The 23,456-nt window shown below is 70.8% G+C and carries 18 protein-coding genes; 6 read left to right on the forward strand and 12 right to left on the reverse strand.

Annotated elements, in window-relative coordinates; translation table 11 throughout:
• Positions 1–60: 60 nt before the first annotated feature.
• Both ACTWPW_RS22420 and ACTWPW_RS22425 read left to right on the forward strand, forming a co-directional pair.
• Complete coding sequence (locus ACTWPW_RS22420) at positions 61–1,215, forward strand: acyl-CoA dehydrogenase family protein (protein WP_443169824.1); 1,155 nt, start codon at positions 61–63, stop codon at positions 1,213–1,215.
• Positions 1,216–1,220: 5 nt separating this feature from the next.
• Entirely contained in the window at positions 1,221–3,308 is a 2,088-nt protein-coding gene (locus tag ACTWPW_RS22425) for an acetate--CoA ligase family protein (protein WP_443169825.1), read from the forward strand.
• Positions 3,309–3,355: 47 nt separating this feature from the next.
• On the opposite strand, the gene ACTWPW_RS22430 is transcribed toward ACTWPW_RS22425, so the two are convergent.
• From ACTWPW_RS22430 to ACTWPW_RS22445, 4 genes are all read right to left on the reverse strand, one after another.
• Complete coding sequence (locus tag ACTWPW_RS22430; RefSeq protein ID WP_364127209.1) at positions 3,356–3,607, reverse strand: SCO4226 family nickel-binding protein; 252 nt, start codon at positions 3,605–3,607, stop codon at positions 3,356–3,358.
• Between the two features lie 78 nt (positions 3,608–3,685).
• Positions 3,686–4,813 (reverse strand): thiolase C-terminal domain-containing protein, encoded by a 1,128-nt coding sequence (locus ACTWPW_RS22435; protein WP_443169826.1) that lies wholly within the window; start codon positions 4,811–4,813, stop codon positions 3,686–3,688.
• Positions 4,810–5,217 carry a Zn-ribbon domain-containing OB-fold protein gene (locus tag ACTWPW_RS22440; RefSeq protein WP_443169827.1) on the reverse strand — a complete coding sequence of 136 codons (408 nt, stop codon included), beginning with the start codon at positions 5,215–5,217 and terminating at the stop codon, positions 4,810–4,812. Before ACTWPW_RS22440 ends, ACTWPW_RS22435 begins: the two co-directional genes overlap by 4 nt.
• A gap of 55 nt (positions 5,218–5,272) precedes the next feature.
• Positions 5,273–5,785, reverse strand: a complete 513-nt coding sequence (locus ACTWPW_RS22445; protein WP_443169828.1) for a VOC family protein — start codon at positions 5,783–5,785, stop codon at positions 5,273–5,275.
• Between the two features lie 164 nt (positions 5,786–5,949).
• On the opposite strand from ACTWPW_RS22445, the gene ACTWPW_RS22450 reads away from it, so the two are divergent.
• Genes ACTWPW_RS22450 through ACTWPW_RS22465 form a run of 4 tightly spaced genes read left to right on the forward strand, consistent with a single transcriptional unit; the run spans position 5,950 to position 9,675 of the window.
• The gene (locus tag ACTWPW_RS22450; RefSeq protein ID WP_443169829.1) at positions 5,950–7,266 is read left to right on the forward strand and encodes an MFS transporter; all 1,317 of its coding nucleotides are present in this window, start codon (positions 5,950–5,952) and stop codon (positions 7,264–7,266) included.
• Positions 7,263–8,210: a ribonucleotide-diphosphate reductase subunit beta gene (locus ACTWPW_RS22455; protein ID WP_375116137.1), complete on the forward strand. Its 948-nt coding sequence runs from the start codon at positions 7,263–7,265 to the stop codon at positions 8,208–8,210. The genes ACTWPW_RS22450 and ACTWPW_RS22455 overlap by 4 nt, the downstream gene beginning before the upstream one ends.
• Positions 8,211–8,213: 3 nt before the next feature.
• Entirely contained in the window at positions 8,214–8,615 is a 402-nt protein-coding gene (locus ACTWPW_RS22460) for a hypothetical protein (protein WP_443169830.1), read from the forward strand.
• A 58-nt stretch (positions 8,616–8,673) separates the two neighbouring features.
• A complete protein-coding gene (locus tag ACTWPW_RS22465) occupies positions 8,674–9,675 on the forward strand; it encodes a helix-turn-helix domain-containing protein (RefSeq protein WP_375116135.1) in 1,002 nt (333 codons plus the stop codon).
• A 44-nt stretch (positions 9,676–9,719) separates the two neighbouring features.
• On the opposite strand, the gene ettA is transcribed toward ACTWPW_RS22465, so the two are convergent.
• From ettA to cobT, 8 genes are all read right to left on the reverse strand, one after another.
• Positions 9,720–11,384 carry an energy-dependent translational throttle protein EttA gene (gene ettA / locus ACTWPW_RS22470; RefSeq protein ID WP_375116134.1) on the reverse strand — a complete coding sequence of 555 codons (1,665 nt, stop codon included), beginning with the start codon at positions 11,382–11,384 and terminating at the stop codon, positions 9,720–9,722.
• A gap of 464 nt (positions 11,385–11,848) precedes the next feature.
• Complete coding sequence (locus tag ACTWPW_RS22475) at positions 11,849–13,141, reverse strand: GGDEF domain-containing protein (protein WP_443169831.1); 1,293 nt, start codon at positions 13,139–13,141, stop codon at positions 11,849–11,851.
• A gap of 894 nt (positions 13,142–14,035) precedes the next feature.
• Complete coding sequence (locus ACTWPW_RS22480) at positions 14,036–14,743, reverse strand: single-stranded DNA-binding protein (RefSeq protein WP_443169832.1); 708 nt, start codon at positions 14,741–14,743, stop codon at positions 14,036–14,038.
• 498 nt (positions 14,744–15,241) lie between these two features.
• Positions 15,242–16,864 carry a GTP-binding protein gene (locus ACTWPW_RS22485; protein WP_375116131.1) on the reverse strand — a complete coding sequence of 541 codons (1,623 nt, stop codon included), beginning with the start codon at positions 16,862–16,864 and terminating at the stop codon, positions 15,242–15,244.
• Positions 16,861–18,948 carry a dynamin family protein gene (locus ACTWPW_RS22490; protein ID WP_443169833.1) on the reverse strand — a complete coding sequence of 696 codons (2,088 nt, stop codon included), beginning with the start codon at positions 18,946–18,948 and terminating at the stop codon, positions 16,861–16,863. The genes ACTWPW_RS22485 and ACTWPW_RS22490 overlap by 4 nt, the downstream gene beginning before the upstream one ends.
• A 1,073-nt stretch (positions 18,949–20,021) precedes the next feature.
• Entirely contained in the window at positions 20,022–21,254 is a 1,233-nt protein-coding gene (gene cobA, locus ACTWPW_RS22495; protein ID WP_364127177.1) for a uroporphyrinogen-III C-methyltransferase, read from the reverse strand.
• Between the two features lie 80 nt (positions 21,255–21,334).
• Positions 21,335–22,330, reverse strand: coding sequence for an agmatinase (speB, locus tag ACTWPW_RS22500; protein ID WP_364127175.1), 996 nt, complete (start codon positions 22,328–22,330; stop codon positions 21,335–21,337).
• Positions 22,331–22,372: 42 nt separating this feature from the next.
• Positions 22,373–23,443, reverse strand: a complete 1,071-nt coding sequence (gene cobT / locus ACTWPW_RS22505; protein WP_375116128.1) for a nicotinate-nucleotide--dimethylbenzimidazole phosphoribosyltransferase — start codon at positions 23,441–23,443, stop codon at positions 22,373–22,375.
• Between the last annotated feature and the right edge of the window lie 13 nt (positions 23,444–23,456).

Raw genomic sequence — 23,456 nt, forward strand, 5'->3', positions numbered from 1 at the left:
GACCGTAACAGTTGGAATCTCTTCCTAGAGAACGATTCTAGAAATTTTCAGGAGGCGGCTGTGGACTTCTCGCTCACCCCCGAGGAACGGCAGATCCGCGACACCGTCCGGTCCTTCATCGAGAAGGAGGTCATGCCGCTGGAGCCCGAGGTCCTGCGCAACGAGCGCGAGGGCCGCCCCGGCCTGGCCCCCGACGTGCTGCGGGACCTGCGGGCCAAGGCCAGGAAGTCCGGCTTCTGGGGGATCAACACCCCCGAGGAGTACGGCGGCGCCGCGCTCGGCCCGATCATGTCCGCGATCATCGCCATGGAGATCGGCCGCACCTTCGTGCCCTTCTCCTTCGGCGGCAGCGCCGACAACATCCTCTACGCCGGCACCGAGGAGCAGAAGCGGCGCTACCTGATCCCGACCATCGAGGGCGAGCGGCGCTCCTGCTTCGCCATCACCGAGCCGGGCGCCGGCTCCGACGCCCGCAACATCCGCACCCGGGCCACCCGCGACGGCGCCGAGTGGGTGGTCAACGGCGAGAAGACGTTCATCACGGGCGGGAACGAGGCCGACTTCGTCATGGTGTTCGCCGTGGCCGAGCCGTACGGCGTCACCTGCTTCCTGGTCGACCGGGACATGGGCTGGAAGTCCGAGCCGATCCCGACCATGGGCGAGTGGGGCCCCGCGTCGCTGGTGTTCCAGGACGTACGGGTGCCGGAGGAGAACATCCTCGGCGAGCTGGGCAAGGGCTTCGAGCTGGCCATGCAGTGGATCGGGCAGGGGCGCTACATGATCCCGGCCCGCGCCATCGGGTCCGCCGAGCGCATGCTGGGCATGGCCGTCGACTACGCCAAGATCCGCAAGTCGATGGGACAGACGATCTCGGAGTACCAGGCCATCCAGTGGATGATCGCCGACTCGCAGGTGGAGATCGAGGCCGCCAAGTGGCTGACGCTGTACGCGGCCTGGCGGGTCTCGCAGGGCATGGATGCCCGGCACGCCTCCTCCATCGCCAAGCTCAACGGCGCCGTCATGGCGAACCAGGTGGTCGACCGGGTGCTGCAGATCCACGGGGGTATGGGCTACACCAAGGAGCTGCCGATCGAGCGGTGGTACCGCGAGCTGCGGTTGCTGCGCATCTTCGAGGGGACCGACGAGATCCAGCGGCGGACGATCGCCCGCAACCTGATCAAGGGGCACGCGCGGCTCGGCCTCATCGGGGAGTGACGGACATGTCGGTCGGGGAACTGTTCAATCCGCGTTCGATCGCCCTGGTGGGGGCCACGGACAAGTCGGGGTGGTCGATCAGCACGCTGGCCAACCTGCGTGCCCACGGCTTCCCCGGGCCCGTTCACCTGGTGAACCCCCGGGGTGGCGTCGTGCACGGCTCGCCCGCGTTCCGGAGCCTGACGGAGATCCCGGAGCCGGTGGACCTGGCGTACGTGATGGTGCCGACCGCGGCCGTGCTGGGCGTGCTGCGGGAAGGGGCCAAGCTGGGGATCCGGTGCTACGTGATCCTCACGGCCGGGTTCGGGGAGGCCGGGGAGGAGGGGGCGCGGCTGGAGTCGGAAATTTCGGCTTTCGCCGTGGAAAATGGGCTGACGATCCTCGGGCCGAACGGCAACGGGTACATCAACGCCGCCGCCGGCATCACCCCGTACGGGCTGCCCATCCCCCCGCCGCTGCTGCGCGGCGAGGTCGGCGTGGTGCTGCAGAGCGGCGCGCTGGCCAGCTCGGTGCTGGCCTTCGCGCAGGCCCGCAACGTGGGCGTCAGCCTGCTCACCTCCATGGGCAACGAGTCGGTCGTCGCGGTCACCGACGTGATCGACTATCTGGTGGACGATCCGGCCACCAAGGTCATCGCGCTCTTCCTGGAGACGATCAGGAACCCGGCCGAGTTCTCCCGCGTGGCGCGGCGCACGCTGGAGGCGGGCAAGCCGATCGTGGCGCTCAAGATCGGCCGCAGCAAGCTGGCCTCGCACACCGCGCAGGCGCACACCGGGGCCCTGGTGGGCGACGACGACGTCATCGACGCGGCGCTGCGCGGGCTCGGGGTGATCAGGGTGCGCTCGCTGGAGGACCTCATCATCACGGCGGGGCTGCTCGCCTCGACGGGGCCGCTGCCGGGGCGGCGGGTCGGGGTCGTCACCCCGTCCGGCGGGGCCTCGGAGATCATCGCGGACCGGGCCGAGGACGAGGGGCTGGAGCTGCCGCCGTTCGCGCCGGAGACGGTGGCCCGGCTGGCGGAGATCGTCCCGTCCTTCGGCACCGTGCAGAACCCGCTCGACGTCACCGGGTACGTCCTCATCGACCGCACCCTCCTCGGCCGCGCGCTGGAGGCGGTCACCGCCGACCCGGGCATCGACCTGATCATGCTGCTGTCGGAGCCGCCCAGGGTGCCACCGCCCGACCCGGCACCGGTCCTGGCCATGTACGCGGCCAGCGCGCAACGCATCGCCGCCTCGCCGGTGCCGGTCGTGGTGGTGAGCAACGTGCTGACCGACGTGACGGAGTTCGGGCGGCGGGTGCAGCGGGAGACCGGGTACCCGTACGTGGCGGGCGGGATCGAGCACGGGATGCACGCCATCGGCGCGGCGGTGCGGTGGTCGGAGACGCGGGCCAGGGCGCTGTCCCGGCCCCCGGCCCCGCCCCGGGCCGTCGAGCCCGCCCGGCCGCCAGGGGCGCACGGCGTGTGGGCCGAGCATCGCGCCGCCGCGCTGCTGGCCTCGGCGGGGCTGCCGGTGGTGCCCTCCGAGCTGGCGCGGGACGAGGCGGAGGCGGTGGCGGCGGCCGAGCGGTTCGGTTATCCGGTGGTGCTCAAGGTGGCGGCCGAGGGGCTCGGGCACAAGAGCGACATCGGCGGGGTCCGGCTCGGCCTGGGCGGGGCCGCGGAGGTGCGGCGGGCGTACCGGGAGCTGGCCGCGGCGCTGCCGTCGCTCGACGGCGTGCTCGTCCAGCCGCAGCGCACCGGCGGCGTGGAGCTGCTGGTCGGCGTGGTACGCGATCCCGCCTGGGGGCTCACGCTGGCCGTCGGGCTCGGCGGGGTCTGGGTGGAGGTGCTGCGCGACACGGCGCTGCGGGTGTTGCCGGTGGACGCCGCCGAGGTGCGTACGGCGTTGTCGGAGCTACGGGGCTCGGCCCTGCTGAGCGGGGCCAGGGGCGCCGAGCCGGCGGACCTGGACGCCGTGGCCGGGGTGGTCGCGGGCATCGCCGCGTTCGCCGGGTCGCTGGGTGACGGCCTGGAGTCGCTGGAGGTCAACCCGCTGCTCGTCACCGGTTCCCGGGTGGAGGCGCTGGACGCGCTGGTCACCTGGCGTTGAGCGGGAAATGGGCGACCCCGGGGGCCGCCCATTTCACCTTCCGGGGACTACTCCACCTCCACCGGCAGCTCGTAGATCTCGGTCGTCGGGTGCCCCGCCTTCTCGTGCACGCGCAGCACCGCCTCCTTCGACGGCCCCGACGACAGGCAGAACACCTTCCCCGAGTCCGGGTCGAGCCAGGCGCGCTCGAAGTGCACCCCCTCGGCCCCCTCGATCGCCAGGTCACGTTCGTGCGCCGCGCGCAGCTGCTCCTCCGTGGCCCCGATGAATCCGCTGTGCACGTCCATGAATTTCGGCATCGCGAATCCCTCCTCCTGCGTCAGGTGTGCCCTTTCCAGGAAAGGCGTTCCATCACGTGCCATCCCGTGCCACCGCGGTCAGGGGAGACGGTTCGACAGCACCAGAGTGGCGGCGGAGGCGAACATGCCGCCGTTGCCCAGGACGACGCTCACCTCCACCCCGGGCACCTGGGCCGCCGCCTCGCCGCGGAGCTGGCGTACCGACTCCTGGATGGCGAACATGCCGTACATGCCGGTGTGCGTGTACGACAGGCCGCCGCCGTTCGTGTTCAGGGGCAGGCGGCCGCCGGGTGAGGTGTGGCCCTCGGCGATGAACGCCCCGGCCTCGCCCCGGCCGACGAAGCCCAGGTCCTCCAGGCCGTAGATCGGCACGTGGGCGAAGGCGTCGTACACCATGAGGTGGTCCACGTCCTCGTGCGTGATCTTGGCCTCGGCGAAGGCCGCCTCGCCCGACAGCCGGAAGCCCTTCGAGGTGGTGAAGTCCTCCATCTGCGAGATGATCGGCGACTCCGCCGCCTCCCCCGAGCCCAGCAGGTAGACCGGGGCGCGGCGGGCCCGCTCCTCCGAGGTGACGATCAGGGCGCCGCCGCCGTCGGTCACCAGGCAGCACTCCAGCAGGTGGAACGGGTAGGCGACCAGGCGCGAGGCGAGCACGTCCTCGACGGTGATGAGGTCCTGGTACATCGCCCGCGGGTTGAGGTGGGCCCAGCGCCGCTGCGCGACGGCGACCTCGGCGAGCTGCTCGTGCGTGAGGCCGGTCTCCTTCATGTAGCGCAGCGCCGTGATCGTGAACGACGTGGGCGGCCCCACCACGCCGTACGGCAGCTCGAACTGCCCCAGCAGCGAGTCCATCCCCATGCCGAAGCGCCCGGCCCCGACGCGCGAGCGGCCCGACTCGCCGTGGGTGATCAGCACGGTACGGCACAGCCCGGCCCTGATGGCGGCGGCCGCGTGCCGCACGTGGAAGAGGAACGACGACCCGCCCACGCCCGTGCCGTCCAGCCAGGCGGGCGTGATCCCGAGAGCGTGGGCGATCTGGATCGGGCCGGGCGTCCCCACCGTGGCGACGCCGTCGATGTCGTGGATGGTCATGCCCGCGTCGGCGAGCGCGTTCCTGGCGGCCTCCAGGTGCAGCTGCATCGTGGAGTGGCCGGGCAGACGGCCCACCTCGTCGGTCTCGGCGGCGCCGGCGATCACGACGGTCATCGGGCGCCTCCGGCCGGCTCGAACAGCGGCACGCAGACGTCCCCGCGCCGCTCGAACACCACCCGCAGCTCCATGTCCAGCGGCAGGTTCTCCGGGGTGTTCGCCACGCCCACGATGTTCGTCATCATGCGCACGCCCTCCTCCAGCTCCACGACGGCGATCGCATACGGGCCCTCGTCCTCGAACCCGGGGGCCGGACGGTGGTTGATGACGTAGGAGTACAGGGTCGCGCGGCCACTGGCGCGGACCCACTCGACCTGGTCTCCGCCGCAGCGGGGACAGCTCGGCCGGGGATAGAAATAGTGCCGCGCGCACGTCTGGCAGCGCTGGATCCTGAGCTCGCCCGCGGCCGTGCCGTCCCAGAACGGCTGGGTGTCGGGCGTGGGCTTAGGTGCCGGCTTCATCGGCCTCCCCAATCTAGTTCTAGAATTACACTCTAGATCTAGGTTCTGTCAGGACTCAAGGGCTCGGGATGCGGTTGCCGTTCCTGCCCTGCCCGGCCAGCACCTCCTCCAGGGTCGGGCGCGCGTCGTCCGGATGGCGCGGGCCCGGCTGGGCGAGCTGGATCAGCACGCCGTGCGCCTCCTTCGGGTGCAGGAACACCTCCCGCCAGCGCGGATCCGCCTGATTGAGCCCGTGCAGGCGGTAGCCGCGCCCGGTCAGCCTGGCCACGGCCGCCGTCAGGTCGCTGACGTGGAAGTTCAGGTGGTGGACGCCGCCCCGGCCGCGGGTGAGCTCGAAGAAGCTGTCGAAGAACGCCGACCCGGCCAGCGGCTCCATGAGCTCGACCTTGCCGCCGTTGGCGTACGTGAGCTGCAGCGTCCGGTATCCGGCCATCCGGTTGTCACCGCCACCGCCCAGATGCCGGCCTCCGAGCAGGTCGCGGTAGATCGGCAGCAGATCCCTGATCCGGGGCGCGGCCACGGCCGTGTGGTCGAAGTGCACCTCGAGGCCGTCCAGTTCCAGGTCCACGCGGGGGGCTCCTCACTTTCGACAATCCTAGAATTTCATTCTAGCCGCTGGCGGCGCGCTCACTCTTGACGGAGCCGAATGTGAGGAGCAGCATCGCAGAAAGGAATTCTAGAGCTAGCTTCTAGAACAACACGGGGGGTTCGGCCCGATCAGAAAGGCTGGCCATGAGGCTGTCCTACGTCCGTGAGCTCGACGAGTACCCGACCGGCGCCCGCCGCATGAAGATCCTCACGATGGCCGTGCTGGCCATCCTCATCGGCTCCTACGAAGGGCAGATCGCGCCCGTCGTGCCCCTGCTGCTCAAAGACCTCGACATGACGCTGGCCACGTACGGCGCGGTGTCGGGCACGGCGGCGGTGGCCGGCGCGATCGCCTCCATCCTGGGCGGGCGGCTCACCGACCGGCTCGGCCGGGTCCGGCTGCTCATCCCCCTCATGGCGCTGACGGCGGTGTGCTGCTTCGCCATGACGCTCGTGCAGAGCCCGCGCGACCTGCTGATCGCCAGGATCGTGCTGGCGTTCGTGGACGGCGTGGCCATGGCCAGCACCGCGCCGCTGATCCGTGACTTCTCCCCGCGCCTCGGGCGGGCCCAGGCGTTCGGCTTCTGGACCTGGGGCCCCGTCGGCGCGAACTTCCTGGCCGCCGCCGTCGCCGGGTGGACCCTGCCGATCTTCAACGACTCGTGGCGCTCGCAGTTCGTCATCATGGGCTGCTTCTCGCTGGTCATCTCGGCGGTCATCGCGTTCAACATCGCGGACCTGTCCCCCGAGCTGCGCGCCCGGATCCAGCACACCGAGCGGGCCGCCACCGAGGTCGTGGACCTCACCCGGCCGGCGACCATGCGCTCCCTGTTCCGGCGGCGCAACATCTGGGCGCACGTCGTCGGGATCTCGCTGTGGCTGGTGCTCTACATCACGCTGTCGCTGTTCGGGCAGACGATGCTGGTCGGGGCGCTGGGCATCAGCAGCGCCGAGGCCTCCACCATCATGGCGGCCTTCTGGAGCCTCAACCTGATCACGCTGATCGTGACCGGGCGGCTGTCCGACCGTACGCAGCTGCGCAAGCCGTTCTCCCTCGGCGGCACCGTCGCGGCCGTCCTCGTCACCGCCTACCTGGCCGTCTCGCTCGGCCAGGAGGGCGTGTCGACCGGCACGCTGATGGTCGTCGGCGCGCTGCTCGGCGGCTCGCTCGGCGTCGCGTACGCCCCCTGGATGGCCAACTACTCCGAGGACGCCGAGGACGCCGACCCGCGCCTGCAGGGCACCGCGTGGGGGCTGTTCGGGTTCCTCAGCAAGGGCATCGCCGTGATCGGCCTGCTGGTCATCCCGCACGTGGTCGAGGCCACGAACTGGCAGACGTGGCTGTTCGTCGCCCTGGGCTGTCTCGTCCTGTTCATCCCGGCGATCATGTTGTTCAATGGGCCGTGGCGGCGCCCCGCCCGCACGCGCGCCGCGGTCGCACTCGGGGAGGCCGAAGGATGACCGAGCCGTCCGACGTCGCCGGCGCCGACCTCCGCGGGCTGCGCGACCTCGACATCGACGACGTGCTGGCGTACGTGCACCGCGACCTCAAGCGGCTGCCCGGCTACACCGAGCTCTACAAGCGTTACCTGCGCCAGCGCTGGGACGTCTACGAGCTCGACTTCTCCCAGGACGTGGTGGACTGGCGCGAGCGCATGACGCAGGAGGAGCGCGACGCCTTCGTCGGGATCTCCGCCGGCTTCCACCACGGGGAGCGGCAGGTGGAGGTGGAGCTGCCGGTGTTCATGCTGGGCGGCTCCGAGGAGTCCAAGATCTACATGTCCAGCCAGATCGAGGACGAGGCCCGGCACACGGTGTTCTTCGACCGCTTCTACCGCGAGGTGGTCGGCATGCCGGGCGACTCCGTGCAGGAGGTGCTGGACGCGTCGTTCGAGCACGTGTCGGAGACGTTCGTGGGGCCGTTCGGGCTGCTCGCGTACCAGGCCGACGAGCTGCGCAAGGATCCCGAGGACCCGGCCGCCCGGGTGCGTTACGGCACCACGTACTTCCTGTGGATCGAGGGCGTGCTGGCGCTGTCCGTCATGAAGATCACGCTGACCTACTGCCGGGAGCGCGGGTTCCTGCCCGGCTACTACACCGGGTTCACCGCCACCTGCCGCGACGAGGCCCGGCACGTGCAGTTCGGGATGCGGTTCCTGCGCGACTCCGTGCAGGAGGACCCGCGGCTGCTGCTGCAGATCCACGAGACGTTGCGGACGATCCTGGCCATCAACGGCGCCACCAGCCGCAGGCTCGCGCTGGAGTCGCTGGGCTGGACGCCGGAGGAGGTCAGGCGGCTCATGATCCGGCAACTCCACATGAAGCTGACCGACGTGGGCATCGCGATTCCGCCGGACATCCAGGAGAAGGTCTCCCGTATCGAACCAGAGCTCGCCGGGGGCTGACACATGGGCTTCTTCACCGACGAATGGGCCGAGGCCGTGCGCGTCGCCGTGGACGCCGGTCCCGAGCAGGACGGCAAGCTGCCGTCGTACTGGCAGTGGATCGACCGGGCCCGGGAGGGCTACACCGCCACGTGGGCGCTGGGCGTGCGGGAGATGGGCGCGTACCTGGTGCTGGCCTGGGAGGGGGGCAAGTGCGTGGACGCGCGGATCACCACCGACCCGGGCGCCGCCGACTACGTGCTGGCCGCCTCCGAGGCCACCTGGCGGGAGCTCCGGGAAGGGGCCGACCCGGGGCGGGTGGTGATGTACCGGGGGCTGCGCCTCGAACGGGGGAACGTGCTGGCGTTCTTCCGGGTGATCTACTTCTTCGTGGAGTCGCTGGCCGCGCTGGCCCGGGTGCCTTGACAGGCGGGTCATGCGACTCCTCTAACATCTCCCCGGGGCCGGGCGGGGAGGAGTCATCGTGCTCGAGGTGCTGGGGGTCGACCACTGGGGTGAGGAGGCGTACCTGGCGTTGGTCGAAGGTGGACCGCTCACGGAGAACGAGCTGGCCGGGCTGACCACCGTCGAGCCGGGCGTCCTCGGCAAGGTGCTGCACCGGCTGGAGGACCGCGGGCTGATCAGCCGCGTGCCCGGCCAGCCGGCACGGTACGCCGCCCTGCCGCCCGAGCCCGCCATCGAGGTGCTGCTGCTGGCCCGCGAGCGCGACATCGAACGCGTCCGCGCGCTGGCCCAGCACCTCGGCGAGCGGCACCGGAGGGCCCGGTCCGGCCGCGACGCCGCCGAGCTGATCGAGGTGATCTCCGGGCCCGACGCCGTGGCCCGGTGCGGCCAGCAGCTCCTGCGACGGGCCAAGGACGTCATCCGGGGCATCGACGCCCCGCCGTACGCGCAGGCCAGCGAGGGCGGCGAGATCTCCTCCACCGCGAACGTCACCGACCGGGGCGTCCGGCGGCGCTTCATCCACGAGCGCGGGATGTTACGGGTGGACGGGCAGGCGGAGAAGATCGAGCGCGGCGTGGCCGCCGGGGAGGAGGTGCGGATCTTCCCCAACGTGCCGATGAAGATGATCCTCTCCGACGACGACCTCGGGCTCATCCCGCTCCGCGCCACGCCCCGGGTGCTCGACTCGTGCATCCTGGTGCATCCGTCCTCGCTGCTGGACGCCCTGTCCACGCTGTTCGAGCTGCTGTGGGCGCAGGCGCAGCCGTTCGAGGCGGTGGCCGGGGAGGAGCGGGGCGGCGAGGAGCGGGCCGGCGATCCACCGCTCAGTGAGGTCGAGCGGCGGATCGTCTCCCTGCTCGCGCACGGGCTGTCGGACGAGGCGATCGCCCGGCAGCTCGGCATCGGCTACCGGACCGTGCAGCGCCGGATCCAGGCGCTGATGGCCCGGTTGTCCGCGACCAGCCGGTTCCAGGCGGGCGTGCTGGCAGCTCGCCGCGGATGGTGGGACCCGGAGCTCTAAGCTCACCCGATCAGTCGCGGCGCACCTTCCAGTGGGCCACCCGATCAGTCGCGGTGCAACTTCCTGTAGGTCACCCGATGCGGACGGGCCGCGTCGGCTCCCAACCGCTCGATCTTGTTCTTCTCATAGTCCGCGAAGTTGCCCTCGAACCAGAACCAGTTCGACCCTTCCTCCCAAGCCAGGATGTGGGTCGCGATGCGGTCGAGGAACCACCGGTCGTGGGAGGTGATCACCGCGCAGCCCGGGAAGTCGAGCAGCGCGTTCTCCAGCGACGACAGCGTCTCGGTGTCGAGGTCGTTGGTGGGCTCGTCCAGCAGCAGCACGTTGCCGCCCTGCTTCAGGGTGAGCGCCAGGTTGAGCCGGTTGCGCTCGCCACCCGACAACACCCCGGCCTTCTTCTGCTGGTCGGGGCCCTTGAACCCGAACGCCGCGATGTACGCCCGGGACGGCATCTCCACGTTGCCGACCTTGATGTGGTCGAGCCCGTCGGAGACGACCTCCCAGACGTTCCTGTTGGGGTCGATGCCGCCCCGGCTCTGGTCGGCGTAGGAGATCTTGACCGTGTCACCGACGACGATCGAACCGGTGTCGGGCGTCTCACTACCGATGATCATGCGGAACAGCGTGGTCTTGCCGACGCCGTTGGGGCCGATGATGCCGACGATGCCGTTACGCGGCAGGTCGAACGTCAGCCCCTCCATCAGCAGCCGGTCGCCGAACCCCTTGGTCAGCTTGTCGGACTTGATCACCGTGGTGCCCAGACGCGGGCCCGGCGGGATCTGGATCTCCTCGAAGTCCAGCTTGCGGAACTTGTCGGCCTCGGCCGCCATCTCCTCGTAGCGCTGGAGTCGGGCCTTGCTCTTGGTCTGGCGGGCCTTGGGGTTGGACCGGACCCACTCCAGCTCGTCCTCGAGGCGCTTCTTCCGCTTGACGTCCTTCTGCCCCTCGACCTTGAGCCGCTGGGTCTTGGCCTCCAGGTAGGTGGAGTAGTTGCCCTCGTAGGCGTACGCACGGCCCCGGTCGAGCTCCAGGATCCAGCCGGCGACGTTGTCGAGGAAGTAGCGGTCGTGGGTGACGGCCAGGACCGTGCCGGCGTACTTCTCCAGGTGCTGCTCCAGCCACTGCACGCTCTCGGCGTCGAGGTGGTTGGTGGGCTCGTCCAGCAGCAGCAGGTCGGGCGCCTCGAGCAGCAGCTTGCACAGCGCGACCCGGCGGCGCTCACCACCGGACAGCTTGGTCACCTCGGCGTCGGGCGGCGGGCAACGCAGCGCGTCCATGGCCTGCTCGAGCTGGCTGTCGAGGTCCCAGGCGTTGCGGTGCTCGAGCTGGTCCTGCAGCTTGCCCATCTCCTCCAGCAACTCGTCGCTGTAGTCGGTGGCCATCTGCTCGGCGATGTCGTTGTAGCGCTGGAGCATCGCCATCGTCTCGGCGACACCCTCCTGCACGTTACCGAGGACCGTCTTCTCCTCGTTGAGCGGCGGCTCCTGCTGGAGCATGCCGACCGTGAAGCCCGGCATGAGCTTGGCCTCACCGTTGGACGCCTGCTCCAGGCCGGCCATCATCCGGAGCAGCGTCGACTTCCCGGTGCCGTTCGGCCCCAGAACACCGATCTTGGCTCCGGGCAGGAACGACAGCGTGACGTCGTCAAGGACAACCTTGTCGCCGTGCGCCTTGCGCACGCGCTGCAGCGTATAGATGTACTCCGGCATGCCCCCTAGCTTAGGGGCTCCCAACCCAGGCTTCCGCCGCTCGTCCCGAGTAGCCCCGGGGCCCTTTTGCGCGCAGGGGGCAGAAAGCCCACCCCAAAGCCACAAACCCAGCGAAAACCACCACCGCACAGACCCGGCCCCCCACCTGCACGCGGTACGCGCCCCCCATGGGGCCGCAACCTCAAGCCCCGAACCACCAGCCCAGGTACGCACGGATGCCGTGTGTGAACGCCGAGCGTGGGCGACGGACGGTGGCGACGGACGTGGGCGACGGACGTGACCACGTGGGCCAGGGACGGTGGCGACCGTCAGAGGGCGAGGGACGGTGACCAGGGACGGTGACCAGGCTCAGTGGGCGAGGGACGGTGGGCGAGGGTCAGTGGGCGAGGGACGGTGGCCGGGGACGGAGGCAGGGGACAGAGGGCGAGGACAGCAAGAGGCGGGGAATCAAAGGGCTGAGGAAATCAAGGGGCGGGATCGTCGGGGAGGGTACGGGGTGGGGGTTGGACGGCGGGGATGCAGACACGGTCTCGACCCAACTCCTTGGCCCGATAGAGCGCCAGGTCGGCGGCCGTCAGCAAGTCGATCAGATCGTCACCGTGGACGCTCATCAGCGCCACCCCCACCGAGATCGTCACTTTGATCAACGTGTCGTCAACGGGCACGGCCATGTGCCCGATGCGGACGCGCAGGCGTTCGGCCACGCGGCGGGCCTCGTCGTCGTCGGCGCCCGGTAGGAGGACGACGAACTCCTCACCCCCGAACCGCCCCACAACGTCATAGTCGCGCAACTGACTGCGCAGCATGGATGCCACCCCGACCAGAACCTGATCACCGACCAGGTGGCCATGAGCGTCATTGACGCGCTTGAAATGGTCGATATCGATGATCAGAAGTGCCAGCGTGTCACCGGTGCGGCGGGCTCGGACGATCTCGGTGTCGGCCTCCCGCTGCCAGGCGGCGGCGTTGAGCAGGCCGGTCTTGGCGTCGGTACGGGCGGCGGCCTGCAACTGCGCATGAAGGAGACTGCGCTGCAGCAGCACGACGGGTGGTAGCGCGAGAACGAGCAGGCCGAGGTTCAGCCCGCAGCCGATGGAGACCGACACGCCCAGGCAGAGCTCGACGATGTCCAGCAGCACCTTCTCCCTGTCCCACAGAACCTCCCGCCAGGTGCTGTCGGGATCTTCCAGGTGGGCGGCGACGGCGATGAGGGCGATGTTGAGCAGGGAGAAGAGCACCGCGGCCGCCACCGCGAAGAGAATCGGTGGCCCGCTCCCCCGCGACAGCACCGCCGGGTCGTCCACGAACCGGTGGAACACGACGGAGGCCGTACATCCGGCCAGGCCGATGGCGGCCGAGCTGAACACCCGCCGGTACAGCACCGTCGCCCGCACCCGGATCTGCAGCAGGATCTGCAGCACAATGGGCGCGAAAAGGGCATAGACCGGGGGCAAGAGCAGCGCCACCGGCAACCACCAGGCCGACAACAGGTCTCGCGACACCCCGGCGGGCATGCCGAGACGCCTGGTGGCCTCGATGCACACCGCGCCACACCCCATGAGGGCGCCGAACGTGAGCGCGTCCCGCCACTGGAAGGTGGTGGACGCCGCGAACATCACGATCGCGACGAGATCAAGAGCGACTATCGCGCACAAGTAGAGCACAAGCGGACGACGTTGCCCGAGCAAGGGCCAGCGATCGGCCAGCGTTGACACAACGTCGCGAGACTTGATCGAGGCGTGACTGGTCACCGCCATCTCGTCTCCTCCCTGACTAACGATGTGTAACACAATAATTGCGGAGTGTGCGTTGTGCGATGGGAACCGATACGTTGGCAGAGACCACACCTGTTCACTCCACGAGCGGGGTCGTGATGCAGAGCCGTGCTGGAAAGGAGCAGCCATGGTGCGGGGCGTGACCTGGACATGACAGATGCTCTAGCCATCTGACGCGGGCAACACACCATCGGCCGTCCTTCGGGGGTGTCAATACGGGACCCGGCCGGTGCCCCCTCCCCCCTCCATTCGCACTGTTCCTCGCGCTCTCTCCCCACTGCGACCCGGCTCTGGGACCACCAGCCATAAGGAATCCCCTGCACAGTGCAGGTGCACAGCGCACGTGCATAGCGGCCCCGCATAGCGGCCGTACACGGCGGCCGTACGCGGCGCGCGTACACAGCGGCCATACACGGCGGCCGCGGACAGGGCACGGCACAGCAACTCAGCACCCATGTCGCCCATCGCCTGCCCGATCATCGACTCGCCAGGGGCGCAGGCCGGTTTCGACTCCGCCTCTGACAGACGCGCGTCCCAGCCGGGCGTCCTGAGCCAGCTCATGGCGAACGCCGCAGATGAGCGTCGTCGGGTTGCCGAGACATCTGGCCGAGCGTGGGACCGCGCCTGTCGGATCGCACCCCTGAGCCGCACCCGCCGGCCCACACCCCGTGGGACCGTCCCGTGGGAACGCGCCCGCGGACCGCACCCGTCGGACTGCACCCCCAGGCCACACCCCTGGGCGCGGCCCGTCGGACCGAAAATGCGTGACGGCGTTATCGGTGCTGGTCACCCATCGCAGGGCGCGCTGTCCACTCCCCCCCGGGGGGTGCGAGGGCGCCGATGTGGCGGTTCGGCGCCCCTACGGCGCGACCGTCGCTAGGCCGCCGCTCGATCCTTCATCGTCGCCGGGAGGTCTCCTTCGGCATCCGACTCCTCGGATCCCGTATCGCGGCCCTTTCCGTCGTCGTCCACGCCCAGGACGCGGACTGTGTCGTCATCCGCACCCAGCACGCGTACGGTGCTCTCCTCCGAGACAGTGGCGGCAGGCATGGTGCCGTCATCCTCCGAGCCCAGCATGCGTACGGTGCCCTCGTTCAACCCCAGGTGCCGCACCGCATCGCGGCCGTCGCCTGGGCGGCGGTGGGGGCGGGTGCCCATGGCCCAGTCGCGGGTTTCCTCGTCCAGCCGGTCACGCATCTCCTTGCTCATCGAGCCGCCACCGGTCCGCTCCGGCTTGCTGAAGACGCCGGTGCCCCAGCGGAGGTCGTGTCCCACCGCGCTGGCCTCGATCTCGGGCATGAAGCGGCGGTCACCCTCGGCGCCGAACTCGCGGATGCGCAGCTTGCCCGACACCACCACGGGATGGCCCGCCCGTACGGAGGCTGCGACGTTTTCTCCTAGGGCCCGCCAGCAGCGGACCGTGAAGCAGACCTTCTCCCCGTCCGCCCATTGACCCGTCTTCTTGTCGAAGTAACGGTGCGAGGTGAGCACCTTCAGCGAGGTGACCTTGGTGCCCTCGTCGAAGCTGTACTGCCTCGGCTCTGCCGCGACGTTGCCGGTAAGCGTGATGTAGATGTCGTTCATCCCATGCCTCCCATGCGGCGGGCCGGCTGCCCGCGATCTGGGAACACGGTGCCGCGGGAGGGCATGGCCGGGGACGGCCGAACGCGGTTCTGTGGACAGGGATGTGGCGACGGCCGGCGGCTGTGGACGAAGGGCCCCGCGGTGTCAGGGGCAACACCATCTCGCCAGGCCCGGTACGTACCGCAGTGTGGACCGGTCCCGGCAGCACCGGTGGACTCATCGCGATCCGGGCCGGCATCTCAGGCGAAGAGCTGCTCGACACCCTGCCCGCCACGATCGGGATGTCCACCGGACATCCCGCATCACCGAACCGGCTGAAACAGCCGCACTTGTCGCGTTCCTGGCCACCGGAAAGGCACTCAACTTCGACGGCTCCGACCTCGTCAGCGACGGCGGCCTGCGCAATGCGCGTTTGAAACCGGGGGGTCGGACGTGGCGAGCGCGCGTGGTTCGTCCGGACGGAGCGGGCCTGTCGGCGTGGGCCCGCTCGCGTCGACGTCACACCGACAGGTCCCGCATGGCCGTGTAGAAGGAGTGGTGGCGGCCCAGCTCGCGTTCCACCGGCTCCACCACCATGGTGGCCGACACCGCCGCGACCCGGCGTCTCATCTCCCGCTCGAGCCGCTCCCGCTCCCGCGACGCCCCGAGCTCCACGAAGTTCCGGGACGCGATGCCGGACAACGCCCCGAGCCCGAGCACGGAGGCCATCATCAGTCCCACCCACGGCAGCGTCGCGCTCTCGCCCAGCAACTCCAGCGAGGGCGGCAGCTGCCCGGGCATGAGCAGGCCGACCACCAGCCAGGCGAGGCCGGCCACGAACGCCACCACCAGGAAGTACTGCCACACCTTGAGCGCCCGCCACCAGCCCGGCACCCGGTCGAGCTGCGGGGCCACCTCCGCGAGGTCCTCCGTCAGGGCCTGCGGGAGCTGGCCGGAGCGGGATCGGGCCGCCTGGTGCACGGCCGTACGCCACACCGGGTGCATCCCCATGGACAGCCCGTCGGCCAGGGCCTGCACCGCGTTGGCCACCTCGGCCGACTGGGCGCTCACCGAGGTGGTCGCGATGCCGCGGATCTCCTCCCCGACGTCCTCCAGCCGCAGGCTCTTCAGCGGGTCGGTACGGAACTTCCCGATCCACCTCGGGTACGGCCACCCGACCCAGCGGCTCGACCGCTCCGCGTAGACGTTCTCCATGGCCTCGCCCACGGCCGGCACGCCCACCGCGTCGCACAACGCGTCCGTCAGCCCCATCCGGCGGGCCTCGTCGACCGTGGACGGCGCGGACAGCGCCTCCCCCATCGGCATGGCCTGGCTGAGCTTCTGCTCCAGCCGGTGCAGGTCCGCTTCGAGCTTCTGGATCGCGGCGCGCCGCCGGGCGACCGCGGTCGCGATGACGCTCTTGAGGCTCTCGACGCCCCGCCCGGTGACGGCCGAGGTCGGTACGACGCTGGGGTGCTCGACGCCTTCCCTGCGCAGCAGGTCGTTGAGGTCGATGACCAGCTCGGCCAGCTCCTCGGTGGTCAGCCGGTCCGCCTGGTTGAGCGCGAACACGGTCACCGCGTCATGCCCGGCCAGCTCCGTCACGTAGCGCCGGTGCGTGGAGGCGTCGGCGTACTTCTGCGGGTCCAGCACCCACACCACCAGGTCGGCCAGCCCGATGAGCCGGTCGGCCTCGGTGTCGGTGAGCGCCCTGATCGAGTCGTGGTCGGGCAGGTCGAGCAGGATCAGCCCGTGGAGCTGGCTGTCGCCCTTGTCGAGCGCGCTGGCCCGCGAGAAGCGGTGCCGCCACTGGATCTGCAGCCAGTCGAGCAGCGGCCCGGCGCCCTCCAGCCCCCACACGCAGGCGTGGGTGCGGGCGGTGGTCGGCCTGCGTACGCCGGTGGGCGACAGCTCCAGCCCGGAGATCGCGTTGAACAGCGACGACTTGCCGCTGCCTGTCCCGCCCGCGAGGGCGACGACGGTGTGTTCCGACGACAGCTTCAGCCGGTCCCCGGCCCGCAGCAGCAGTCCGTTGGCCTCGTTGAGCAGCTTCTTGTCCAGCCGCCCCGGGCCCAGCTCCACCACCTTGGTGAGCGCGGCCAATCGCGGAGCGAGCCCCGGTCTGGTGGTCATGGTGGTCATCGAGCGACCTCGAGGTTGTACGTTGCCTGATAGAGCCGGGTCGCGACGGAGTCGTCGGGAATGCCCGCGGAGTCGAGCGCTTGCACGTAACGCATGGCCTCCTCGTCGAACAGCACGCCGATCCTGGCCCGCAGATCACTGAGCGCCTTGGCGCCGATGCCGCGCAGCGACTCCGCACCGAGCAGGGCGTTGACCAGCCGGTGCGGCACGCCTTCGCCGTTGCCACCGCTGAACATGGCGACCATGAAGATCAGGGCGAGCGAGTCCGGATCGAACGAGACCAGCTTCGACACCGACCGCTTGGCCACGCCCTCCGTGCGTACGAGCTCGCTGAGATGCTCCTGCCAGGACGCGATGGTACGGCCGGTGTGGCGTACGAGATTGTCGGACGGCCTGTCGAGGTTCTCCCCGAGCTTGGCCCCCAGCTCCGAACGGTGCCGCCAGCGCGCGACCACTTCCTCCGAGGCACGGTTGGCGGCGGCGACGATCACCGATTCGAGCCCGGTGCGGATCGCCGCCTTGAACGCCAGCACGCGCTCCGGCGCCTGCTTGGCCGCCCGGCTGCGCTTGCGCACCTGCAGCGAGCGCATGAGGTCGCCGGAACCCGCGAAGTCCTGCCAGCGGGCGAGCACCTCACCACGCAGCAGCGAGCCGTTCTTCGAGGTCTTGTCGATCTCGACGAGGGCGCCCCGGAAGGCCGCCTCGACGTCGCTGCGCAGCTCCGCCCTGAACGCGACCTGCGCCTCCAGGTGCTTGGCCAGCGCGGGTACGCGGGTGCGGAAGCTGTTGAGCACGCCGTTGAGCGTCTCGCGTACGGCCTGGGCCCGCCGCTCCTCGTCCACCGACAGCTCGGCCAGCCAGAGCCGCAGGTCGGTCACCTCGTTGTCGGGCAGCCTGCCGTCGGCCACCTTCGACTCGTGGATGACGAACCTGTCGATGTCGCCCAGCCCGTATTCGGTGAGCATGCGTACGAAGTGCTTGAGCACCACGTCCGCGGACTTCTCCTGCACCCGTGACAGGACGATCGCCAGGCGGGCGCCGCGCTCCTTGGCCAGGCGCAGCAGGTTCCAGGCGGGGGCGTCGGCGTAGCGGGCCGCCGTGGTCACGAAGACCCACAGGTCGGCGGCGTCGAGCATGCGGTGGGCGACGTCGTGGTGCTCCTCGACCACCGAGTCGATGTCGGGGGTGTCGAGCAGCGCCACGCCCTGGGGCAGCTTCTCGGTCGCGACGATGACCAGGCTGCGCATCCCGGCCTCCGGTTCGGGCTTGTCCAGCCGCTCGAGGCCGCGGAGCAGCTCGCCCTCGGCGAACCATTTCCGGTCCTCGGGGTGGCAGGCCAGGACCGGGGTGCCGGTGGTCGGACGGCGTACGCCGGTGCGGGAGACGTTCTTCTCCGCCAGGCTGTTGACCAGGGTGGACTTGCCGGCACCCGTTGAGCCCGCGATCACGATGAGGGCGGGGGCGGCGCTGGTCCGCACCCGGGGCAGGACGTAGTCCTCCAGCTGGGCCAGCAGTTCGGCCTGTGCCTGCTTGGCCTCTTCGGAGCCGGGCAGGTCCAGGCCGAAGCGCAGGTCGGCGATGCTCTCGCGGAGGGCGTCGAGCGCCGACATCAGCGCCTCGGCGGCCTCGGCGGGCAACTCCTCCAGCACCTCGCCCTTGCCCGGGGTGGTCTTGGGGTCGTCTGAGGTGGTGGTGCCGGCGGAAGCGCCGGTGTCGCCCTCACTTTCGCCCTCGCCCTCGCCGGCATCGTCCGCCGGTTCACCGTCATCCTCGGTGTCCGCAGTGTCCTCGGCGTCCGGAAGGCGATGGTCTGCGGCTAGTGCGGGGTCGGTGCCCTCGGCGGGCTCGTCGCTGTCCGCCGGTTCGGCGCGGCCCGCAAGGTCTGCGCCGTCAGCGGGATGAGCACTGTCCGCACGCTCGTCCGGCTCCGCGCCTTCCGTTTCCGCCGCGACTTCCGCTCCCACGGTGGCCTCGGCGACGTCTGACGAAGCCGGCTCGACCTGGGAGTCTGCCTCGGAGACCGGCGTATACGGGTCGGCGTCGGATGCGGGCTCGACGGCAGCAGGCGGCTCCTCGTCGGTCACAGGCGGCTGGGCCTCGGCGGATGGCACGTCCGTGGCCGGTGGCTGCTCGTCGCGGGGCTCGTGCCTGTCCCAGGACCTCGCGGTGTCCGGGGCCGGGGGCGCATCGTCCGAGGCGGGTAGGGTCGTACGGGCGCCGGGACCGCCGAGCGCGGCGGGCCGCACAAAGAGCGAGGGGCGCTCCGAGGATGGGGATGACGGCTCCGGCTCCTCGAAACTCGGCCACGCCCCAGCACCCGGCCGCTCCCCAGCGCCTGGCCGCCCGTCATCGCCTGGCCGTCCTTCAGGACCGGGCCACACCCCAGAACGCGGCCGCCTCTCAGCCTCCGACCGTCCCTGGGCATCCGGCCGTCCCTGAGCTCCGGGCCTTCCCTGAGCGTCCGGCTGCCCCTCAGCGCCAGGCCGTCCCTGAGCGTCCGGCCGTCCCTGAGTTCCGGGCCTTCCCTGAGCGCCAGGCCGCCCCTCAGGGGCCGGCTGGTGGTCGAAGCCCGGCGGTGGCCGGTGCCCCGAGGGGCCGTCGGCCGCCGGGGGCCGCCGCAGCGCGGCAGGCTTTTCGAAGAGCGAGGGCCGTCGAGCAGGGGGCTCCTCACGAGCCCCGCGGACGGCGGGCTCGCCACGGAACCACTGACCGGCAGAGCCCTCATCGGCCTCACGGTCGGCAGCCTCGGCCCGGGCATCCCGCCCGGCCGAAGCGTCCCGGGCATCACGCCCGGCCGAAGCGTCCCGGGCATCACGCCCGGCCGAAGCGTCCCGGGCATCACGCCCGGCCGATCCGTCCCGGGCATCGCGACCGGCCGGACCGCCCGGGGCATCGCGCCCGGCTGACCCGGCGCGCGGGTCGCGGCCGGGCGATTCGGCCGGTGCGTCGCGGGCGGCCTGGTCGGGGCGGGGGTCGTGGGGGGCCGGGTGGTCGGGCCCGTCGGGCGTGCCGGGGTCGGCGCGTTTGTCGCGCGCCGTCCCCTCGCCGTCCAGGGCGTCGTCGTCCCGGACCTCGTCGAGGTCATCATCCGTCACCGGGCGGAAGCTCAACGTCTGCTCCCCGGGTGACTCGTGCCGCCCGTCATCCATGGCCGTGTTCACGGCAAGCGCTCCGCTCGAACCATCTCGACCTCCTGGCCGACCCTCACGACGTCGCCGACGATGACGATCGCCGGCGGCCGTATCCCAGCCGCGGACACGCGGTCGGCCACGGTGGAAAGCGAAGCGATTACCGCCCGCTGGGTCGGAAGGGTACCGTCCTGTACCACCATTACGGGAGTCTCCGGCGAACGTCCGTCGCGAAGCAGGGCCTCGGCGACCTTCGCCAGCCGCTCGACGGCCATCATCAGCACCAGCGTGCCCTGGGAACGCGCCAGGCCGGGCCAGTCGACGGTGGACTTGGGGTCGTCGGGTGCCACGTGCACGGAGATGACGTGAAATTCCTGGCTCACCCCGCGATGCGTCACCGGCACCCCGGCGGCGGCGGGCACCGCGACGGCGCTGGTGATGCCGGGGACGATCAGCACCGGGATGCCAGCCTGGGCACAGGCGATCATCTCCTCGCCGCCGCGCCCGAACACGAACGAGTCGCCGCCCTTGAGCCGGACCACGAACTTGCCCTGCCTGGCGCGGTCCACGAGCAGCTCGTTGATCGTCTCCTGGGACAGCGACCGGCCGTAGGGCACCTTGGCGGCGTCGATCAGCTCGACGTCGGGGGCCAGCTCGTCGAGCAGCGCCCGGGGCGCGAGGCGGTCGGCGACCACCACGTCGGCCTGGGCGAGGAGTTGCCGCCCGCGCACGGTGATCAGGCCGGGATCGCCGGGGCCACCGCCGACGAGCGCCACGCCGACCGGCTTGGTGCGGTTGCGCCGGGCGTCGACCGTGCCGTCGCGCAGCGCCTCGACGATCGCGTCACGGATGCCGGCGGCCCTGCGCGGGTCGCCGCCCGCGGTGACGGCCACGCTGATCTCGTCGACCCGCCCCGTGGCGGGTGTCCAGGCGGCGGAGGCGTCCTTGTCGTCGGCCCGCACGCACCACACGCGCTTGGCCTCCGCCTCGGCGGCGACCGCCGTGTTGACGGATCTCTCATCGGTGCACGCCTGCACGAGCCAGGCCCCGTCGCAGTCGCCGACCTCGTAGGGCCGGGCGTGCCACGTGACCCTGCCCGCGGCGATCAGGTCGTCGAGGGCCGGCGTGACGGACGGCGACACGACGGTGACCTCCGCACCGGCCTCTAGCAGCGCGGGAACGCGCCGCTGGGCGACACGGCCGCCACCCACGACGAGGACCCGGCGGCCGGAAAGCCGCAGGCCGAGGAGGTAGGGACCCATGGGGGGAATCTCCCGTTCGCGAAGGTTGTGTTTAGCAGCTAAACCTACCGGCTCCGCATGTGTCATTTGCTGCGCACGGGTTAACGACCGTCGAGAAGAGGTTGCCGGGGATCCCAGCGAGGCCCGCCCTCATCGTCCTTACGGCGTCTGGCCATCGCTGACAAGGCTTCAAGGATAACCCGGTTCCCGAGGTAGGCCGTGATGTCGGCGTGATCGTACGGCGGCGCCACCTCGACCACCTCCATTCCGGCCACCGGCATTTCATAGCAGATCCGGCGAACCGCATCGAGGAGCTGCCTGGCCGTGAGCCCGCCCGGCTCGGGCGTGCCGGTGCCGGGCGCGTGGCCGGGATCGCAGACGTCGATGTCCACCGACAGGAAGATCTGGTCGCACTCGTCGAGCGCGATCCGGAACGACTCCGTCAGGCATTCGTCAAGCCCGCGAGCCACAATTTCGGTCATCTCATATGAACGCATCTTCTGCGAAGCCATCCAGCCGAGCGTCTCGGGCTCCGGCCAGTAGCCGCGCAGCCCGATCTGCAGGAACCTGTCGCCGCGGATGGCCCCGGACTCGATGAGCCGCCGCATGGGCTGGCCGTGGCCGTACAGGTGGCCGAAGGCGATGTCCCCGGTGTCGGCGTGCGCGTCGAAGTGGATCATCGACGTACGCCCCGCCGCGTACGCCCTGGCCGTGCCCCGCGCGTCCGGCAGCGCCACCGTGTGGTCGCCCCCGAGGACCAGCGGGATCGCCCCCGAGGCGGCCACCCGGTGCACCGCCTCCTCGATCGCCGCCAGCGCCCCCTCGACGTCGCCCGAATAGCACTCCACGTCACCGGCGTCCAGCACCCGCAGGTCCCGCAGGGCGTCCACGCGCAGCGCCAGGCTGGGCCGGGAGCCGTCGTGCGGCAGGTAGCAGGCCTGCCGCAGCGCCATCGGGCCGAACCTGGCGCCCGGCCGGTTCGAGGTGCCGCCGTCGAACGGGGCGCCGATGATCACCACGTCGGCGCCCTCGTAGCTCGCCGGGTCGTTGACGTCGCATCGGTCGACGCCGAGAAACGTGATGTCAGGGCCGTACATCGGTCCATATCGAGACACTGAGCACCTCCAGTGTCTCCATCATCACACGGGCTTTTCGGTCACTCCCGCCGAATCGAACGTGGCCACGTCGTGCATCACGCGTACGGCCGCGCACACCATCGGGTGCGCCAGCAGCCCGCCCGTCCCCTCGCCGAGCCGCAGCTCCAGGTCCACCAGCGGGCGCAGCCCGAGGTGGGCGAGCGCGGCGGCGTGGCCGGGCTCGGCGGAGCGGTGGCCCGCCACGCAGTGGTCGGTGACGGCCGGATCGAGCGCGGCGGCCACGAGGGCGGCGGCGCCGGCGATGACGCCGTCCAGGATCACGGGCACCCGCGCCGCGGCGCCGGCCAGGATGAAGCCCGCCAGGGCCGCGTGCTCGAACCCGCCGACGGCGGCCAGGGCCCGCAGCGCCTCGCTGGGCGACGTCGAGGCGTCCGACAGCGCGTTCGCGCGCAGGGCCTCGCGGACGATGCCGACCTTGAGCTCGTACGTCTCGTCGTCGATCCCCGTGCCCCTGCCGGTCACCTCGGCCGGGTCCTTGCCGGTGAAGACGGAGATCAGCGCGGCGGAGGCGGTGGTGTTGGCGATGCCCATGTCGCCGGTGATCAGGCAGCGCGCGCCCTTGGCCACCAGGTCCCTGGCCACGACGATGCCGGCCTCCAGGGCCCTGACGGCCTGGTCGACGGTCATGGCCGGGCCCTTGGACAGGTCGGCGGTGCCGTACGCGATCTTGTGCTTGACCAGGGCGGGCGCGTCGGGCAGGTCGGCGGCGACGCCGACGTCCACCACGGTCACCGACGCGCCGGCCTGAGCGGCGAAGGCGTTGGCCACCGCACCGCCCGCGAGAAAGTTGGCGACCATCTGGACCGTGACCTCCTGCGGCCACGGGCTGACACCGCGGGCGTGCACACCGTGATCGGCGGCGAAGATGGCCAGGGCAGCCGGCGCCGGCATGGGAGGCGGGCTGGTGCCGGCCGCCCCGGCGAGGCGTATCGCGATCTCCTCGAGCGCGCCGAGCGAACCGCGGGGCTTGGTGAGGCGGTCCTGATGGGCGCGGGCCTCGGCGAGCGCCGGCGCGTCTGCCGGGCGGATCGCGGCGAGTGTCTCAGCGAGCACTACGAACCTCCAC

The sequence above is a fragment of the Nonomuraea sp. KM90 genome (assembly GCF_052246675.1).
In the GTDB taxonomy this organism is placed as follows: Bacteria; Actinomycetota; Actinomycetes; order Streptosporangiales; family Streptosporangiaceae; genus Nonomuraea.

Coding starts and splice junctions, on each gene's coding strand:
- ACTWPW_RS22425 (WP_443169825.1), top strand. CDS start 1,221: ATGTCGGTCGGGGAACTGTTCAATCCGCGTTCGATCGCCCTGGTGGGG.
- ACTWPW_RS22430 (WP_364127209.1), bottom strand. CDS start 3,607: ATGCCGAAATTCATGGACGTGCACAGCGGATTCATCGGGGCCACGGAG.
- ACTWPW_RS22435 (WP_443169826.1), bottom strand. CDS start 4,813: ATGACCGTCGTGATCGCCGGCGCCGCCGAGACCGACGAGGTGGGCCGT.
- ACTWPW_RS22440 (WP_443169827.1), bottom strand. CDS start 5,217: ATGAAGCCGGCACCTAAGCCCACGCCCGACACCCAGCCGTTCTGGGAC.
- ACTWPW_RS22450 (WP_443169829.1), top strand. CDS start 5,950: ATGAGGCTGTCCTACGTCCGTGAGCTCGACGAGTACCCGACCGGCGCC.
- ACTWPW_RS22455 (WP_375116137.1), top strand. CDS start 7,263: ATGACCGAGCCGTCCGACGTCGCCGGCGCCGACCTCCGCGGGCTGCGC.
- ACTWPW_RS22460 (WP_443169830.1), top strand. CDS start 8,214: ATGGGCTTCTTCACCGACGAATGGGCCGAGGCCGTGCGCGTCGCCGTG.
- ettA (WP_375116134.1), bottom strand. CDS start 11,384: ATGCCGGAGTACATCTATACGCTGCAGCGCGTGCGCAAGGCGCACGGC.
- ACTWPW_RS22475 (WP_443169831.1), bottom strand. CDS start 13,141: ATGGCGGTGACCAGTCACGCCTCGATCAAGTCTCGCGACGTTGTGTCA.
- ACTWPW_RS22480 (WP_443169832.1), bottom strand. CDS start 14,743: ATGAACGACATCTACATCACGCTTACCGGCAACGTCGCGGCAGAGCCG.
- ACTWPW_RS22485 (WP_375116131.1), bottom strand. CDS start 16,864: ATGACCACCATGACCACCAGACCGGGGCTCGCTCCGCGATTGGCCGCG.
- cobA (WP_364127177.1), bottom strand. CDS start 21,254: ATGGGTCCCTACCTCCTCGGCCTGCGGCTTTCCGGCCGCCGGGTCCTC.
- speB (WP_364127175.1), bottom strand. CDS start 22,330: ATGTACGGCCCTGACATCACGTTTCTCGGCGTCGACCGATGCGACGTC.